Source organism: Patescibacteria group bacterium, from assembly GCA_018896215.1.
GTDB lineage: Bacteria > Patescibacteriota > WWE3 > 0-14-0-20-40-13 > 0-14-0-20-40-13 > JAHINB01.
The window spans coordinates 15,514-31,490 of sequence record JAHINB010000010.1; the positions used below are offsets into that span (position 1 = coordinate 15,514).

The 15,977-nt window shown below is 43.3% G+C and carries 19 protein-coding genes and 2 tRNA genes; 6 read left to right on the forward strand and 15 right to left on the reverse strand.

Annotated elements, in window-relative coordinates:
* From rho to KKF75_02175, 6 genes are all read right to left on the reverse strand, one after another.
* On the reverse strand, positions 1-1,251 hold the full coding sequence (rho, locus tag KKF75_02150; GenBank protein MBU4380996.1) for a transcription termination factor Rho: 1,251 nt from the start codon (positions 1,249-1,251) through the stop codon (positions 1-3).
* Positions 1,252-1,419: 168 nt separating this feature from the next.
* Entirely contained in the window at positions 1,420-2,940 is a 1,521-nt protein-coding gene (locus KKF75_02155; protein ID MBU4380997.1) for a hypothetical protein, read from the reverse strand.
* Between the two features lie 346 nt (positions 2,941-3,286).
* Positions 3,287-3,541, reverse strand: a complete 255-nt coding sequence (locus KKF75_02160) for a hypothetical protein (protein ID MBU4380998.1) — start codon at positions 3,539-3,541, stop codon at positions 3,287-3,289.
* A 40-nt stretch (positions 3,542-3,581) separates the two neighbouring features.
* Positions 3,582-3,779 (reverse strand): hypothetical protein, encoded by a 198-nt coding sequence (locus tag KKF75_02165; protein MBU4380999.1) that lies wholly within the window; start codon positions 3,777-3,779, stop codon positions 3,582-3,584.
* Positions 3,780-3,971: 192 nt separating this feature from the next.
* A complete protein-coding gene (locus tag KKF75_02170) occupies positions 3,972-4,472 on the reverse strand; it encodes an MSCRAMM family adhesin SdrC (protein MBU4381000.1) in 501 nt (166 codons plus the stop codon).
* Between the two features lie 136 nt (positions 4,473-4,608).
* Positions 4,609-5,610 carry a reverse transcriptase/maturase family protein gene (locus KKF75_02175; protein MBU4381001.1) on the reverse strand — a complete coding sequence of 334 codons (1,002 nt, stop codon included), beginning with the start codon at positions 5,608-5,610 and terminating at the stop codon, positions 4,609-4,611.
* Between KKF75_02175 and KKF75_02180 the strand changes: the two genes are divergently transcribed.
* The gene (locus tag KKF75_02180) at positions 5,593-5,982 is read left to right on the forward strand and encodes a four helix bundle protein (GenBank protein ID MBU4381002.1); all 390 of its coding nucleotides are present in this window, start codon (positions 5,593-5,595) and stop codon (positions 5,980-5,982) included. The two genes, KKF75_02175 and KKF75_02180, sit on opposite strands and share 18 nt — an antisense overlap.
* Positions 5,983-5,989: 7 nt before the next feature.
* Positions 5,990-6,166, forward strand: coding sequence for a hypothetical protein (locus tag KKF75_02185; GenBank protein ID MBU4381003.1), 177 nt, complete (start codon positions 5,990-5,992; stop codon positions 6,164-6,166).
* Between the two features lie 302 nt (positions 6,167-6,468).
* On the opposite strand, the gene KKF75_02190 is transcribed toward KKF75_02185, so the two are convergent.
* From KKF75_02190 to KKF75_02205, 4 genes are all read right to left on the reverse strand, one after another.
* On the reverse strand, positions 6,469-6,975 hold the full coding sequence (locus tag KKF75_02190; protein MBU4381004.1) for a hypothetical protein: 507 nt from the start codon (positions 6,973-6,975) through the stop codon (positions 6,469-6,471).
* Positions 6,976-7,379: 404 nt separating this feature from the next.
* Complete coding sequence (locus KKF75_02195) at positions 7,380-8,309, reverse strand: TRAM domain-containing protein (GenBank protein ID MBU4381005.1); 930 nt, start codon at positions 8,307-8,309, stop codon at positions 7,380-7,382.
* Positions 8,310-8,328: 19 nt separating this feature from the next.
* Positions 8,329-9,681, reverse strand: a complete 1,353-nt coding sequence (radA, locus tag KKF75_02200) for a DNA repair protein RadA (protein MBU4381006.1) — start codon at positions 9,679-9,681, stop codon at positions 8,329-8,331.
* An 84-nt stretch (positions 9,682-9,765) separates the two neighbouring features.
* Complete coding sequence (locus tag KKF75_02205; GenBank protein MBU4381007.1) at positions 9,766-10,368, reverse strand: hypothetical protein; 603 nt, start codon at positions 10,366-10,368, stop codon at positions 9,766-9,768.
* A gap of 762 nt (positions 10,369-11,130) precedes the next feature.
* On the opposite strand from KKF75_02205, the gene KKF75_02210 reads away from it, so the two are divergent.
* Genes KKF75_02210 through KKF75_02220 form a run of 3 tightly spaced genes read left to right on the forward strand, consistent with a single transcriptional unit; the run spans position 11,131 to position 13,021 of the window.
* On the forward strand, positions 11,131-11,661 hold the full coding sequence (locus KKF75_02210; protein ID MBU4381008.1) for an aspartyl protease family protein: 531 nt from the start codon (positions 11,131-11,133) through the stop codon (positions 11,659-11,661).
* Positions 11,662-11,665: 4 nt separating this feature from the next.
* On the forward strand, positions 11,666-12,127 hold the full coding sequence (locus KKF75_02215; GenBank protein MBU4381009.1) for an IPT/TIG domain-containing protein: 462 nt from the start codon (positions 11,666-11,668) through the stop codon (positions 12,125-12,127).
* Positions 12,128-12,130: 3 nt separating this feature from the next.
* Entirely contained in the window at positions 12,131-13,021 is an 891-nt protein-coding gene (locus KKF75_02220; protein MBU4381010.1) for a UTP--glucose-1-phosphate uridylyltransferase, read from the forward strand.
* On the opposite strand, the gene KKF75_02225 is transcribed toward KKF75_02220, so the two are convergent.
* The 3 genes from KKF75_02225 to KKF75_02235 all read right to left on the reverse strand — a co-directional run bounded on the left by KKF75_02225 (position 13,018) and on the right by KKF75_02235 (position 14,838).
* Positions 13,018-13,599: a hypothetical protein gene (locus KKF75_02225; GenBank protein MBU4381011.1), complete on the reverse strand. Its 582-nt coding sequence runs from the start codon at positions 13,597-13,599 to the stop codon at positions 13,018-13,020. The two genes, KKF75_02220 and KKF75_02225, sit on opposite strands and share 4 nt — an antisense overlap.
* Complete coding sequence (gene galE, locus KKF75_02230; GenBank protein ID MBU4381012.1) at positions 13,548-14,537, reverse strand: UDP-glucose 4-epimerase GalE; 990 nt, start codon at positions 14,535-14,537, stop codon at positions 13,548-13,550. Before galE ends, KKF75_02225 begins: the two co-directional genes overlap by 52 nt.
* Positions 14,538-14,631: 94 nt before the next feature.
* Positions 14,632-14,838 carry a hypothetical protein gene (locus KKF75_02235; GenBank protein MBU4381013.1) on the reverse strand — a complete coding sequence of 69 codons (207 nt, stop codon included), beginning with the start codon at positions 14,836-14,838 and terminating at the stop codon, positions 14,632-14,634.
* Between the two features lie 65 nt (positions 14,839-14,903).
* On the opposite strand from KKF75_02235, the gene KKF75_02240 reads away from it, so the two are divergent.
* Entirely contained in the window at positions 14,904-15,551 is a 648-nt protein-coding gene (locus KKF75_02240) for a glycosyltransferase family 2 protein (GenBank protein ID MBU4381014.1), read from the forward strand.
* Between the two features lie 32 nt (positions 15,552-15,583).
* On the opposite strand, the gene KKF75_02245 is transcribed toward KKF75_02240, so the two are convergent.
* Positions 15,584-15,659 (reverse strand) — tRNA-Ala (locus tag KKF75_02245).
* Between the two features lie 161 nt (positions 15,660-15,820).
* Positions 15,821-15,895: transfer RNA gene (locus KKF75_02250), tRNA-Cys, on the reverse strand.
* Positions 15,896-15,977 lie beyond the last annotated feature (82 nt).

Consider the following 15,977-nt stretch of genomic DNA (forward strand, 5'->3'; position numbering starts at 1 on the left):
TCACTTATTCTCGTGGAGAGTCTCAAGAAATTCCTTATTGTCCTTGGTTTTTTTAAGACGAGCGATTACCAGCTCCGTGGCTTCTTTAGGATCAAGCAGATCCACCATCCTTCTAATTCGGTAAACCGCCTCCATTTCTTTTTTATCAAAAAGCAGCTCCCAGTTGCGCGTCCCCGAATCTGCGATATCTATAGCTGGATAGATTCCCCGATTGGCCAAGGATCTGTCTAAATGCAACTCCATGTTACCCGTCCCTTTAAATTCCTCGTAAATCACATCATCCATTTTAGAGCCGGTATCCACCAACGCCGTTGCCAGAACGGTCAGTGATCCGCCCTCTTCAAAATTTCGGGCCGCGCCAAAAAAGTGTTTTGGCGGGTACAAACTTGTGGGATCAATTCCGCCAGAGAGAGTTCTGCCTGATGGCGCAACCACCAAGTTATAAGCGCGGGCTAAACGGGTAATAGAATCCATTAAAATAACCACATTTTTACCGGTTTCGGCAAGGCGTTTACATTGCTCAAGCGCAGTTTCGGCAACTCGGGTTTGAACCTCGGCGTCTTCGTCAAAGTTGCTGGCAAAAACATCGCCTTTGACCGATCTTCGCATATCAGTAACCTCTTCGGGTCGCTCGCCGATTAGAACCACCTTTAAAATTATCTCGGGGTAATTCTTTTCTATTCCCGCCGCAATATCCTTTAGAACCCAAGTTTTACCAGCTTTTGGCGGGCTAACAATCATACCTCGAGTCCCCATACCAATTGGCGAGACAATATCAATCAGACGAGTTGTAATGACATCTTTGATAGTTTCTAAAATAAGTCTTTTATTGGGGTAAATTGGAGTAAGCTTGTCAAAAAACGGTCTTTTTTGCGCCTTGTCGGGATCCATGCCTTCTACTTTTTCAACTTTTAGCAAAGAGAGATAACGCTCCCCTTCTTTGGGGGGTCGGGCAAATCCCTCTAAATTATCCCCCATTCTTAAGTTAAATCTTTTAATTTGGGATTGCGAGACATAGACATCGCGTGGCAAACTCGCTCTGGACGAGTCGGTTTCGGAAAAGCTTTTCTCTTGTCGCAAAACCCCGTAATCTTGCAAAATTTCTAAAACACCGGAAACTTTAATTGTTTCGCCGGTAAAATCATTTGACCCCTCTTGGTGGTAGTCCCGACCGTATTCCCGTCTAGGAGCGGGATAAGAGGCGTAACGATTGTCTTGAGTAATAGAGGTAACTGGTGTTTCTTGTGGCATGTTATGGAGAAGATTCAAAAAATAATACTATGGATAGAGTAACAAAAAGTTATCTATCTTGTCAATGGGGGGAGACAGCCACTGCCCCCTGCTATCTGCCCCCAGTGGATGGAAGTCCCTGCCCTTGTACTTCCACCCACTGTGAACAGCTAACAGCAAATGTCTTTTTTAAGCGCGAGTTTTGGCAATTAACCTTAAAGCAAACCCTCCAACAAATAACAACCCCGAAACCAAAAATCCATCTCTACTGTTAGCCCCAGTTTCGGGAAGCTCTTTGGTAACTTCTTTACCTAGACAAAAATCTACTTCGTCTTTGCCTACTTGCTCGCCATCTTGTTTGAGTTCGGCTTTATTGGTATAACAACCGTCAACAAACGAGTCTCTGACTTTAGCCACGAAGCTAAATTCATCTTCGGATCCAGCCTTTAAGTTTTTAACCTCATAGGTTACCGTGTTGGCGTCTTTATCGTAATCCCCTTCTCCGCTGTCAAATTTTAGATAGTCTGGAAGCTCGTCTACAACCTTAATCTTTTCGGCATCCGCCTCGCCTCTGTTTCCAAACTTTATCTTGATAAAAATCTTGTCTCCTGCCATAAAACTTTTGTAAGATAGATCCCTTTTGTACTCACTATTCTTGTCGGACAAAAATTTGTCGATCCAAAACTCGGCCTCGCCTTGATCTTGAGTGGTAACCTTGGCATCAAATTTAATGTAGGCAATATATTCATAGCATCCAAAAAGTATTTTGTTGCTGGGCAATTCCACCCCACTTCCCAACAGATTGCTGTCATTTAGGGAAGACTCCTTGTAATCTTGAGTGCCGTCGCCATCTTGATCCCAACTAATTTTTAACGATCCGGGAACATAGACCAATTTTGAATGATCTTTATCAAAACTTACCGTGGCGCTGTCCGTAGCATCTCCCGCATTATCCGATACAGCAGTAACGCTGGTCGTAGAGCTTTGAGCAAACGCATCAGGAATTGCCAATTTAAATTTGACTCCAGTAGCTTCGGTTCCTACCACCGTGTTATGAATTTCTAACGAGTACGAAACGGTGTTGCCATCTCCCGCGCTGGTTTTATCTGATTTTAAGGATACTGCCAAATCGGGATCGCCTTCTGCCACCACATAGCCTTCAAAAAGTACGCTGATGGTTTTTCCACTGACTACGGTTCCAATATTTTTACCCTTGAGTACATCGCCTCCTAGATTAATTTCGGTCTCTGTTCCATCTCCGTTAAAGTCACCCTTGGCAACCGCGGTATTGGAGTCAAAAAATACTCGTAAATTGTCATTGGCAAGCGCGATTGATACTTCTTTGGAGTCGTTCCCTTGAGCTGTTTCGCCATTCTTGGGCGAGTCGGATGAAATTTCTAAACTAACCTTGGGATTAGCGGTGTTATCCGGAAGATCCACCTTGATAGTTAAATTCTCGGCTGGAGTACTGCCTTTGTTTTCGAAAAAAGCGTAAAAGTAAACCCTGTTTTTAAAAGGAACATTAGTGATAGAAGTTGCCCAATTATTATTATCTTTAGAAACTTGAAAATCTTGAATATTAAGGTCTATTCCCCCCTCGGCGCTAACTTGTGTTTTATGGGGAAACGCAACCAGACCTGCAATTATGGCAGATCCAATCAGAATACCTTTAACAAAATTTTTTAAAACACCATTTTGGTCTTTTTTCATGTGTCTGTATAAATCATCCACTATGAACCCCTTGTGGTTCATAGCTGTCCGAACAATTTAATGTTGGCATTATATGCTGTTTAATCCTAGATGTCAACACTATAAGACTCATTGCATCCCATTCGGGACTGTCCCGATTTAAAAACCTCTGGATTTTGGGCGCGAGAATATGCCCATCTTATGCTAGTTTGCAACCCGACAGGGTTAGCGAAATAGCTTAGATGGGTATATACCCGTAGCTCCGACTTTAGGTCGTGAGCGAAGGGTGAATCTCATAACCAAAATCTAGAGGTGAAAATCTGCTCGCTTTCGCAAGACAAACTTTCACCTCGAACAGTTCCCCATCTCACCTACCAAACATCAGTGGCATGTAGGTTTTGACCGGGTCGATGTCAACTAACATAACAATTGGCGGGCATCCTTGTGGCCAAGTGAGTCTCGCTCGCACCGTTGCATTTGTCCCCCACTCGTAAAAAGTGAAGGAAAAATCGCGGGTGTTAGTCAGATTCACTGGCTCACCGTTGACCCACCACTCTACCGATCCACCCCAATTAAGAAGGTGAAAAACTACAGGCTCACCATACGGTGCAGGATCAGGCAATACAATTGCATAATCCGCAGGAGCGTACGGCCCGTAGGTTTTACCCCTCATCGTTACTGAGATCTTGACGATCTCGCAGATACCCGAGGTCGGTGTGGGAGTTGCGGTGCGAGTCGCAGTCGGGGTGTTCGTCAGTGTAACCGTTGGCGTGGAACTCGGAGTCCAAGTAGCCGTCGCGGTCGGTGTCAAGCTCGGCGTGACGGTACTCGTCGGAGTCCAGGTCGGCGTGAATGTCCATGTTGGAGTACTGGTCGGAGTATTCGTCCGAGTCGGCGTGTTCGACGGTGTCGCGGTCGAGGTGACCGTTGGTGTACTCGTTGGTGTAACCGTCGCGGTTGCTGTCGGCGTGTGCGTAGCCGTTGCCGTGGATGTACCCGTCGGCGTGGCTGTTCCCGTCTGCGTCGCCGTTGGAGTTGAAGTAGCCGTGGGGCTACTTGTCGTCGTGGGCGTGCGAGTCCGAGTCGGCGTACGCGTTGAGGTAACGGTCGGCGTACTCGTCGGGGTTGGACTGGGCGTCCAAGTACCAGTTGAGGTACTGGTCACCGTGGCGGTCGGGGTGTGAGTACTCGTAGGAGTACTCGTCGCGGTCGACGTGGGTGTCCGAGTGGGCGTTCGCGTGTTGGTCGCGGTCGGTGTCCTTGTTGCCGTCGGCGTGGGCGTTCGCGTCGCGGTGGCGGTCGGCGTGGGGGTCGGACTCGGGGTGTTTGTCCGAGTCGGCGGGGCGGTCGGTGTGGGCGGGTGCCCAATCTCCGAAGTTGGGGTGTGCGAAGCCACCGCGGTTGCGGTAGACGCGATGGGGGTTGTGGGCGTAGAGGTATTCGATGGGGTTGGGGGGGTCGGTGAACCCGCCAGCGCCACCGAAACCCAGATCAAACACCCCAAACAGATCCACAAAAAACCCAACAACAGAAAACCCAAAACCGAAATCCAAACAACCTTCCTTTTTCTCATCTCCTCCTCCTTCTGCCTTTTCGGCAAGATTTTTCTGCCAATCAGGCAGAATGATTTTTTCCTCGCTGATGCGTAGTTGCTGGCATTATAAGTTACAATAAGGGAAAAATCAAATCCTATAGGTTATGGGGGTTTAATCCTAACTTTGCTATTTTGTGCTTTAGTTTAAAAGTGTTTCCGTGAGAAATAAGACCTAAGTAAGATTGCACAATTTTCTCGTTACCATTACTGCAAGCAATGTTTTTAAACATATGTCTTTTAGTAGCCGTTCTTAACACCCTGTGGTCAGGAAAATGTACCCAACCCAAAAAATCAACCCCAGAAACCACAGTTTTTATAACGGTTTTATCCTCATTAAGCTTTAAACAAAGGTTTTTCCATAAAAAATTATCAATTTTTGGTAAAAGTTCTACTAAAGCATTTTTATCGTGTGACAAAAAAACAAAATCGTCAGTGTAGCGAATGTAAAACTTTACTCTTAAAACATATTTAACAAATTTATCAAACTTATCCATATAAATATTGGCAAAAAGTTGGGATGTTAGATTCCCCAAAGGAAGACCCTTGTTAGCCTTTGGCTCAAAACTGTTAATAACATTCGAAAGTAACCAAACAATATTTTTATCGGAAATGTAATTCTGCAGCATACCAATAAGAATTTGATGGTCTATTGATGCAAAAAACTTCCTTATATCGCACTTTAAAACCCAAGCCGTTCTTGTGTTATTTTTGGAAACTTTAAAGTAAAATTTACGAAATCTATTAAGTGCAGCGTGGGAGCCCTTATTAACACGGCACGAGTACGAATCGGCTATAAAATATTTGTCAAATACGGGATATAACATTCTATGTAAAGCGTGATGAAGCAACCTATCCCTAACCGTGGCTTTGTGAATAATTCTAGGTTTTGGATCGGAAATCTTAAACACAGTGTATTTTGAGTGTTTGTAACTTTTCGTCTTCAAATCTTTGCTTAATTGCAATATATTTTCCATTAAATTGTGTTCAAAAATCTGCACATCTATTCTTGCGCGTTTGCCATCCCTAAATTCCTTCCAAGCAACAAGAAGATTATCGGCAGATATGATATCCTGATATTTATGGGTGAATTTAATCATAATAACGGCACAAATTTACTTCCAATAGTAAAGCATGCAAAAGACACCTATATAATCTGGTTTGAGTATTTCCAAAAACTCCCCAAAATACATAGGTACACACTTGGACTAAGAATTGATGACTTATTTGTCGAAATAATTGAAAATCTAGCTTCTGCTGGATTTTCCAAACCTCCCGAAAAACAAGATTTTATAAACCTAACAATAAGAAAAAATGATACATTAAAAATTCTCCTGATGGTTCTTTGGGAAGTAAAATCTCTAGATAATAAAAAGTACATTCTTTTATCCAAGCAATTAGATGAGTTGGGGAAAATGTTAGGAGGTTGGATATTACATCTGCAAAAACAAAACTCCTCTAGTAAAATCTAGAGGAGAAATGAGAAGACTAGCGGGAAACGAACACAAAACGGTTGCTGGCATTCCAAAAGTTGTCGGGCTTGCCATAGTTAGCGTTGAGCCAACGAGTACCACCATTGCAATTCACATTGAACAGGTTCGGATCGCCATTGGAGTCGTTTACATACAAAGTATCTTCTATACCACCACTTTTTGAATATTCTCAAAGCTGAATCTTATTTGTGAACTAAATTCAACCAATACTTTGTACCAAGTATCCTCGTTTTTTTAAGTATAATACATCGCTCTAGTCCAAACCGTAATTGGGATTATTCTGGGTGTATGGATACTGGATTCGGTAGCGAACAGTTTTTAACCGTTTGCGTATTCACCTAATACCAAAGTCATTATAACAAAAACTCCGTCTCTTGTATCGGCATTAAAGCCCAAGAGACGGAGTCCAAAGGGGGCAAGACCAAAGCACAAAGGTCAAGATACAAACGACCCAGTGCAAAGGACCTACTTGCGGGAAACGAACACAAAACGGTAGCTGGCACTCCAAAAGCTGTCGGGCTCGCCATAGTCAGCGTAGAGCCAACGAGTACCACCATCGCAACCCACATCGAACAGGCTCGGATCGCCATGGGAGTCGCGGAGAGGTTCCATGGCAATGACCAACCACTCGTTGTCGGGCTGATCAGGGTACTGCAACCGCAGTTGCGGACCGACTTCGGCGGGACACAGTTCCCAACCCCGAGCCAGACCGGCTTTAAACACATTCCTCAGTTGGGTACCGTTGGGGTATCCCAACTCTGCAACCGTCGCAGTCACCAGATTCAACAACTGCTTGGATTGACCCAATGGCGTCTCGGCAAGGATATCACCAGCCCAAGTGCTGACTCTCGCACCAAAGGACTCGACAGCATGACGCAAAGTTTCGGCTTCGCTGTGAGTCCCGATTTCGATGGTCTTGAAGATTCTCGGCTTTCCCCACGGATTCTCCTTACGCAGGAACATCTTCTTCATGGCAGTCAGTCCTTTCTTTCTTGTACTCTTGACAGAGTTATTGATTATGTGCCACTGGCACAACTTGTAGCCGACATTATATACTATTTTGAAGGAAAAAGCAAAACCTATAGGATGTTTAAGAGAGGATTTGTAAACTGCCCGCCCGCAGTCGCCTTTGGCTCCAGCTTTGGCGGGCTAACTCGGCTGACGATAAGTGCTTCACAATGTTTGCACTTATCGAGCCTCGTAATGCGAACGAGCCGCGAAAATTACCATTCCGGTAAAGTGCAGCCCGTTCAAGTGGTGTTTTAAAATTATTTCTCGACCTTTAGGACAGGAAAAGGTCAGAAGCAGACACCATTGGATATCAGTTAAAATTATTTATCAACAATGGTCAATTGTTTTAATGTGGATAAATTGAGTTAGGGCTTGTAGTTTAATATTTTGGAGAAGATCATTCGTCCGGATTCTTTTTGCAGTACCTTTTGCACCTCAACTTCTATCTCTTTTCCCACAAACAAACCCCCATTTTCGACCACCATCATAGTGCCATCGTCTAAGTACCCTACCCCCTGCCCGCTTTCTTTGCCCTTTTGCGAAATTTTTAAAAGAACTTTCTCTTGGGGAAGCATATTTTGTTTTAAGGAATTGGCCAAATCGTTAATATTTAAAACCTTTATATTGGAAACACGAGCAACCTTATTTAAATTAAAATCCGTAGTCACAATTGCCCCGTGATATTTTTTAGCGTAGTTGACTAATAAACTATCCACCTCGCCGTTTTCTTTAGATTCATAAAGGATAAAATTGCGTCCACATTCTTTTTTAAGATCGTTTAAAATATCAAGCCCCCTTCTGCCTCGTTGCCTTTTTAAATCGTTTGCCGAATCCGAAACTTGCTGAACCTCGCTCACCACAAAGCGAGGCACGACAACTTTTCCCCTTAAAAACCCGCTTTTTGCCACATCCAAGATTCTTCCGTCAATAATTGCCGAGGTGTCAACAAAGACTGCCCCTTCCAGCTTTTGAAACTTTTCTTTTTCGACTTTCTTTTCGCGCTTAATTTTTTTTGATCTTATATTTTTGTCATTGACGAGCTTTTTTATCGTCACGGTAACGGTTTTGTTGATAATTCCCTCCATCCAGCGAGTTATCACAAGACCCATGGCAGGAAAAAAGAAGTAAGCGATAGCGCAAATAACAAGCGCGATCACCGCTTCGGCAAAGTACGAGACTTCTAAGAGAGGGTTGGTCTCAAAATACCATTTGCGGGCGGCAAAAAAGGCCAGCGCACCAAACGAGATGGCGATTATAAATTTAATGAGATTATTCCGAAGTTTAGTTAGTTCCAAGTTAGTTCAATTTCAAATTTTAACCTAGCACAATATTAATACTCTGAGATAAAGATTTAAAATTTTCCCCGCTAACAATATTCCCAAATCCCAACTTCCTCGCCTCTTTGCTCCTCTCCCCCATTCTTGCTACCCTTCGCACTTCGCCCGATAGCCCCACCTCTCCAAAAGCTACCGTTTTGGCATTTATCGGCTTATTTTTGACGCTGGAGGCAATTGCCAAACAGACTGCCAGATCGCCCGCTGGTTCTGCAATGGTAACACCGCCGGCCACATTTATAAAGACATCTTGATCCCACAAATTTATTCCCGCCCTTTTAGTTAAAACAGCGCATAATAAGTTTAACCTGTTTAAAGAAAAACCGCTGGCGGTTCTTTTGGGAAAACCAAAGGGAGTTTTAGAGGTTAAAGCTTGAATTTCTAAAGCCACGGGACGAGTTCCTTCCATCACAATAGTCACCACAGAACCGGGTACATTTTTTAACCTTTCTTCTAAAAACAGATCCGAGGGGTTGGGAACTTCTACCAGACCTTTGTCGTTCATCGAAAAAACTCCCACCTCGGATACCGCTCCAAATCTATTTTTTGTGGTGCGCAAAAGCCTAAATAAATGATTGCTCTCCCCTTCCATATAAAGCACGGTGTCCACCAAATGCTCTAAAACTTTGGGACCAGCGATTGTTCCATCTTTGGTGATGTGACCGACTAAGATTACTGGAATGTGGTTAATTTTGGCGTATTCGGAAATTCTTGTGGCGCATTCTCTAACTTGACCAATGGAGCCAGCTGTTCCTGTTAAATCGGAGGTTGTGAGGGTTTGGATTGAATCAATAATAATTAGATTTAAAATTTGTCCGCCAGTCGAGGAATTGAAATTTGAAATTATCTCATCTACATCTGTTATTGGGAGAATTGAGATTAAGGTCTGGTTGATCCCTAACCTTTCGGCGCGAAGCTTGATCTGTTCCGGAGATTCTTCCCCCGCTACATAGAGAACAGAAGCAGTTATAGGGGTTCGACCCCTTTGTTTTTCTAGTTTGGATGCAATTTGTAAGAGAAGTGTCGATTTCCCAATCCCAGGCTCACCAGCTAATAACACTACCTGGCCTGGCACAAACCCCCCGCCCAGCACCCGATCCATTTCTCCGATCCCGCTGGAGATTCTGCTATTGGTAAACGATTTAACTTGATTTAGATTTACAGGCTTTGCTTGCCCGCCGTAGCCTTGGCAAAGGCGGGTCGAACTTTTGCTTTCTCGTTGAATTTCTTCAACCAATGTATTCCATTCTCCACAAGTTGGGCATTTGCCTTCCCATCTTTGAGTGCTGGCTCCACACGATTGACAAACAAAAACAGCAGTATTCTTTGGCATAAAACCATTTTACCATTAAAAATAACAAACCGCCGGTAAATGGATGCAAAACTTCTGCACTCACTCACCGGCGATCCCAGACCTCTATTTCTTCTTCGGATGAAAAAACTTCCAAAAGAAGTGGTAGAGGTTAAACGCCCAAGGACGTTTAATGAGGAGGTTAACAGTGATAAGGTCTCCGTTGTCCTCCGCCAACCGCCGAGACTCCTCCCAAGCCAGCTGGCACTTGGCCTCGTACCAGCCCGAGAGGAAGTGGCGAACCGCTTCCGGTGAGGTGGACCAAAAAACCCGCCGGGACCGACCTGGGGGGTCCGCCCAAACCTCCACGGAGAACCCCGCCATGTCATAGACACGGAGTCCCGTGGAAGCAGCAATCGACCCCAGTTCGTCGAGGATCATCAGCCGATGCTCCGCCCGGGAGTGGCGGATGCGACGGCGGATTCCACGGATGCCAGCAGCGATGGCAAAAACAACCGCCGCCAGCGAAAGAACTAAGTAAAACAAGGCGAGGGCGGGCGGGATCAGCATTCCATCTGCCCCCATGGGCTGGATGTACTGCAATCCAACCCAAGCCAAAACCGCCACCACCGCCGCGCCAATGGCGGTGACGACGATGTTCCAGACCGCCGACACGCAGGGGGCAATCCCCCCGCCGGCGACCTGGCAGGCGGGGATGTGGTCCATCATACACACCAACCCCAAAAGCAAGACCAAGACGGTGATGCCAACACCTATAAAAATGTACGGGTTGCACGGGTTGACTGTCTTCATTTCGATTTCTCCTTGTGAGATTAGTCCCTACCCTACCAGGGCGGGACAGGCTGAATTGTGATAAGGCTATTATAGCAACAATTGTGTAAATAGTCAAAAACTATAAGACACTCCCCCACCTTCGGTGGTTGGGTGTCTTGTAACGCTTTCGCCTTAGGCGAAAAATTTTAGTCTTTTTTCTTAAATCTTGTTATGGGAAACCCTTCGACTATGCTCAGGGCAGGGACGCTTTTAGAGAAACTTTTGTTTTAGATCACCGATTGTTTGCAAAGTGGATTTTATTTGAGAAAGGAGGTTGTTAATGGTCGAAAGGCAAGAAATTACGGGGTCGAGAAAGCTAGGCACCCGAATTAGGCTCAGAGCCAAATTTGGCTCTGAGCCCATTTTGTTCTTGTTCCTAAAGGAATTTTTCTTTTAAAGTTGATATTTTATGTAGCGTTTTATACATCCGCAGGGGCAAAATTATCATAATCATAATCATAATCATAATAATAATAACCAGTCAACAATGAATCTCTCCGCGACAAGTCGCGGAGTATTCGACTATTCCGAAAATAACTCGTTTCAGTAGTGTATATGCCCATCTTACGCTAGTTTGCAATCCAGCGGATTGCACAAGTAGCTTAGATGGGTATATACCCGTAGCATTTTATAATGCGTAGGGTATAATTACAAAATATGTGGATTTCGCGAATTGCCAAACTTGTTATCGCCCTTGGTACTTTTGTTCTATTTTGTGCCACCGCAACCTATCTTTTTAAAGATACCTACAATAGGTATACTGGAAATACAACCGGGGAGTGCCTTTTGGTTGCCCCCTACAAAGACATCAACTACAAAGTTTTTGGCATGGTTTTTGAGCCCAATTTAGCAGTTCCAGTTTTTACCAAAAACGGCATCAAAAAAGTGGAATTCTTAGTGGACAGTGGAGCTGTGGTTAGCACTATTCCAAAAAGCATTGCTGACGAAGTTTACGGGGGTGAGTACGAGTCGTTAGAAAGAACGGTGTTGCGTGGGTTTGGCGGGAGCGAATCTTTTGGATATACCGGAACAATGAAAATAAAATTAGGCAAAGATTATAATCTAGATGTTCCTGTGGTTTTTTCCGAAAGCGACACCACTCGTGCTATACTAGGACGAAAGGGCTTTATGGAGGACATCACCACAAAGCTAGATCATAGAGGAAAAAGTATCTGCTTTACCAAATGAAGATATGTTTAAAAGATTTTTAGGTAAAATTGATGAGATAAGCTTAAAAAGTTTTGTCTCGTACTCTTTAATGATTGCTCTGGTGGTTGCAATTCCCCTATCTGTATATATAAGCAAGCAAGAAACCAGTTATCAAGCCGGTGCTACATTGGATAAATACCCTTCTCTTGCGGTTGACGAGGATAGTATTCCCTACCCCACAAATGCGCCAACAATTACCAAGGTCGAAAAACCCTACGGTAAAATTGGCGATTCGATACTTATATACGGTACCAACTTTGGAGAGGCGCAAAAAGAAAGTTTTGTCGAGATTGGGGGAGTAACGCTAAATCGTGAAAACACTCCATTTTGGAGCGATACCCAAATAGAAGCTAAGATTCCAGAAGGCGCGCAAAACGGTCTAGTCTCTGTAACCATAAATGGAAAATCCGCTCGCTGGAGCGAAGTTTTAACAATCATTAGATAAATCATGAAGTCTTATCCTAAGGTAACCAAAGCTGTTATTGCGGTGGCTGGAAACGCCACCCGCTTTTTGCCGGCAACTAAAAATCAACCCAAGCAGATGCTCCCCATTATTGACAAACCGATTATTCATCATGTAGTTGATGAGTGTGTTGCTTCGGGCATCACCGACATTATTTTGGTTACGCAACAGGGGCAGTCAGCGCTAGAAGATTATTTTGACAGCAATGTGGGGCTGGAGTACATTCTGGAGTCGAAAAACAACAGTGATAAACTTGCCAAAATTAGAAATATCCCCAATTTGGCAAACTTTATCTATGTAAGGCAGAAAAGGAATATGCCCTACGGAAATGCCACCCCGCTTTTAGTCGCCAAAAGCCTCATAGACAACGACGAGCCTTTTGCTTACCTTTTTGGTGACGATCTAGTGCTTTCCGAAAAGCCGGGGCTGGGACAACTGATTGAATCTTATTACAAATACCTACCATCGGCGGTTCTAGGAGTACAAGAAGTTCCTTGGGAGGAAATCCACAAATACGCTTCTGTTGAGTACAAAAACAAAGACGCATCTTTTGAGATAAAAACCTTGGTGGAAAAAGCCAACAAGGATACCGCTCTTTCTAATATGGCGCAATTTGGGAGATTTATCTTTAACTACGAAGTCATCGAAAAGTGCGAGGAGACACCGCTGGGAAAGGGAAACGAGCTTTGGGTTGCAGATGTTTTAAACAGTATGGCACAAGAGGGAAAAAAGATTATTGCCCAACCAATTGAGGGAAAATGGGTTACAACAGGCGACCCTCTAAACTACATCATAGCAACTGTCGAATTTGCTTTGCAAAGGGAAGATTTGAGTGAGGATTTTAAAAAATACCTCAAATCTTTAAATTTAAATTAGGTTGTCTTTCCTAATAGGTTATTTCTGTCTCTCTCCCACATGGCCGGGTTTTCTTTAATATAGAATTGAATTCGGTTTAATTCGTTTTTGGTTCTAATAATGTGTTCGTAATAATTCCGTTGCCAAACCGATTTTTCAAATGGAGGCAACGCACCCGATTTTACCAAACGAATATATTCGTTGGTTGACATTGTTTTAAACCATTGAATTATTTCCTGTAGGGGCGCACCTGTGTGTGCGCCCAACGGGTGTGCGCCCAACGGGTGTGCGCCCAAAACAATATTGATTATCCCATGGATATGGTTTGGCATAACCACATATTCATCCAATTCAACATTGGTAAATTTGTTTTTTAATTCCAACCACCATTTGTTAACAATATTTCCCGCCGTATTTAATCGCACAACGGGATTTGGGCAGACACATTGGTCTGCCCCTACAAATGGAATTTCACCAAACAAACATTTGCGGTTTTGGGTACAAATGGTAACAAAATACCAACCATTTTGGGAATAATCGTATTCTTTTAGGCGGATTGATCGTCTGTTGTATTTAAATTTATCAATTTTTTGTGCCATTTATAGGCGGATTGGATGATATCTGCCAATCCATATTTTGGATTCCAGCCCAAAATTTTTTGGGCTTTTTGGTAACTGGCATACTTCTCTGCCGGTTCACCAGAACGAGCTGTACCAAATTTTTGTGGTAATTTAACCCCAGTGACTTTTTCTACCTCAGAAGCAACTTCCAAAACCGAATAACCCTTTCCTGTTCCAAGATTAAAACAATCGGACTCGCCACCTCCCTCCAAATATCTCAATGCCAAAATATGAGCCGTGGCCAAATCTTCTACATGAACGAAATCGCGAATCGGAGAACCGTCGGGTGTAGTAACTTTTGAAAAAGTAAATTCAAAATCTTTTTTACCTAAAGCGCCAAGTATAGCATTTGGGATAAGATGATATTCCGGATTATGAGATTCCCCTAATGATCCATCAATAGATGCTCCAGCGGCATTAAAATAACGCAAGGCTGTATATTTAAAATCGTAGGCTTTATTAAACCAAGACAATTGATTCTCTACCATAAGTTTAGATAGGCCATATGGGTTTGTGGGATTTAGCTGATGGCTTTCATCAATTGGTAAATACTGCGCCTCACCATACACTTCGGAAGTGGAGGACAAAACGAACTTCTTGACTCCCCTATTATTTAGATAATCAATAAGATTAAAGGAACCTACGACATTGTTCTTAAAATATTTTGAGGGATCTTTTACGGATTCGCCAACTGATGCATAAGCCGCAAAATGCAAACAAGCGTCAATTTGATAATTATCAAGCTTTTTGAGATCGTTAGAATTCCTAATATCACCAACGATAAGAGTCGCATCTCTGATAAAATCTTCGGGACCTTGCTCTAGATTATCAAAAACCACTACTTCTCTACCCTCTTTTAAGAGCGCTTTGACTGTATGCGAACCAATATACCCCGCCCCACCGGTAACTAAGATCATAGCTTTAAAATTAATATTGACCTTTTTATATCCATTTGATAAACTGCACCCATAATCCCGAGGGACAGATCCTTTAAAAGTGTCTGTCCTATTTTTATTCCAACTCAACAATATCTCTAATTAATTGTATGTCGGTAACACTTCCTTTTAATAATTGTTTTAATTCGTGAGCAATCGTTCTTCCTGACCCAAAAATCCTAACTGTTCCTTTGTTTTTCAGCAAGTATTCAATGACCCAATAGTAATCACCATCGCCAGTAAAAACAATGGCATCGGTGTATTTATCCAAATACAACATCATTTTCGGAGGTCTAGCCTTTTGAATTCATCAAAGGATATGATATCTTGCATGCAGTTGATTTTACCATGACTAAAGTTGATGCCATAGTTCCCTGTTATAACGAAGCTCCCCGAATTGGAGCGGTTCTTTCTGTCTTAAGTATCTCTCCGCATATCAATAGCATAGTTGTTGTTGACGATGGAAGTACCGACAACTCCCTAGATATTGCCAAAAAATTTCCTAAGGTAATCGCCACTCGTCTAAATCAAAATATTGGAAAAGGTGGCGCGATAAGAGAAGGTCTCAAACGAGTTAGAACAGGATTTGTTTTGCTTTTGGATGCGGATCTATCTGAGATCACCGATTACCATATAAGGCAACTTATTGCGCCAGTTGTGGATGGGAAATTTGATGTTTGCGTTGGCGTGCTAAAGAACCACCATCCTATTTTGCATAGACTCAAACGAGATTTTCTACCTCTTTTGTCAGGACAGCGAGTTTTAAAAACTAAAATTCTAAAAGAGGTGTTGGAGTCGGATAACTCTAGAGGTTGGGGAATTGAACCGAGCTTAAACTACTTTGCAAACATAAATGGTCTAAAAATTACTAAAATTGACTTAGAAGGAGTAAAAAGCCCATTAAACGCGAAAAAGCGAGGCGTGGTGGCTTATGTAAAAAGGATTTTCAGTTATGTACAGATATATTTTGCAATTTTGATAGTACACCACTCATGATTCCTATTCTTCTATAACCCCGTTTGACGCGGTGGTGGACCTGAGCGGATTCGAACCGCTGGTCTTTGCAATGCGAATGCAACGCTTTACCAACTAAGCTACAGGCCCATTAATAGCTGTTATGAACGAAGCGAATTACAGCTATTTATGCCCACCGTAGCCTTGGCGAAGGTGGGCGAGATTAAATTTCTTAATAATCAGTCCTCCTACGCTAAAGCTACGGAGGACACAAGAAACAGTAATCCGCCTTTGGCGGGAACTGTTTCTAGTGGAGGCACGAGAGGGAATCGAACCCTCGCATCGAGGTTTTGCAGACCCCAGCGTTTCCACTTCGCCATCGTGCCTTACTATTTCCTATTCTATCTCTTACCTATAATGAACATAGCCCCAGCGTTTCCCCGCCCGCATCGCCTAACGGCTCAGCTT

Excerpts from the sequence above, each read along its gene's own strand:
- KKF75_02210 (MBU4381008.1), top strand. The coding sequence starts at position 11,131 with ATGTGGATTTCGCGAATTGCCAAACTTGTTATCGCCCTTGGTACTTTT.
- KKF75_02225 (MBU4381011.1), bottom strand. The coding sequence starts at position 13,599 with ATGGCACAAAAAATTGATAAATTTAAATACAACAGACGATCAATCCGC.
- galE (MBU4381012.1), bottom strand. The coding sequence starts at position 14,537 with ATGATCTTAGTTACCGGTGGGGCGGGGTATATTGGTTCGCATACAGTC.
- radA (MBU4381006.1), bottom strand. The coding sequence starts at position 9,681 with ATGCCAAAGAATACTGCTGTTTTTGTTTGTCAATCGTGTGGAGCCAGC.
- KKF75_02165 (MBU4380999.1), bottom strand. The coding sequence starts at position 3,779 with ATGGACATTCACGCCGACCTGGACTCCGACGAGTACCGTCACGCCGAG.
- KKF75_02235 (MBU4381013.1), bottom strand. The coding sequence starts at position 14,838 with ATGATGTTGTATTTGGATAAATACACCGATGCCATTGTTTTTACTGGC.
- KKF75_02240 (MBU4381014.1), top strand. The coding sequence starts at position 14,904 with ATGACTAAAGTTGATGCCATAGTTCCCTGTTATAACGAAGCTCCCCGA.
- KKF75_02215 (MBU4381009.1), top strand. The coding sequence starts at position 11,666 with ATGTTTAAAAGATTTTTAGGTAAAATTGATGAGATAAGCTTAAAAAGT.
- KKF75_02190 (MBU4381004.1), bottom strand. The coding sequence starts at position 6,975 with ATGAAGAAGATGTTCCTGCGTAAGGAGAATCCGTGGGGAAAGCCGAGA.
- KKF75_02180 (MBU4381002.1), top strand. The coding sequence starts at position 5,593 with ATGGGTGAATTTAATCATAATAACGGCACAAATTTACTTCCAATAGTA.
- KKF75_02155 (MBU4380997.1), bottom strand. The coding sequence starts at position 2,940 with ATGAAAAAAGACCAAAATGGTGTTTTAAAAAATTTTGTTAAAGGTATT.
- KKF75_02175 (MBU4381001.1), bottom strand. The coding sequence starts at position 5,610 with ATGATTAAATTCACCCATAAATATCAGGATATCATATCTGCCGATAAT.
- rho (MBU4380996.1), bottom strand. The coding sequence starts at position 1,251 with ATGCCACAAGAAACACCAGTTACCTCTATTACTCAAGACAATCGTTAC.
- KKF75_02205 (MBU4381007.1), bottom strand. The coding sequence starts at position 10,368 with ATGATGGACCACATCCCCGCCTGCCAGGTCGCCGGCGGGGGGATTGCC.
- KKF75_02185 (MBU4381003.1), top strand. The coding sequence starts at position 5,990 with ATGAGAAGACTAGCGGGAAACGAACACAAAACGGTTGCTGGCATTCCA.
- KKF75_02220 (MBU4381010.1), top strand. The coding sequence starts at position 12,131 with ATGAAGTCTTATCCTAAGGTAACCAAAGCTGTTATTGCGGTGGCTGGA.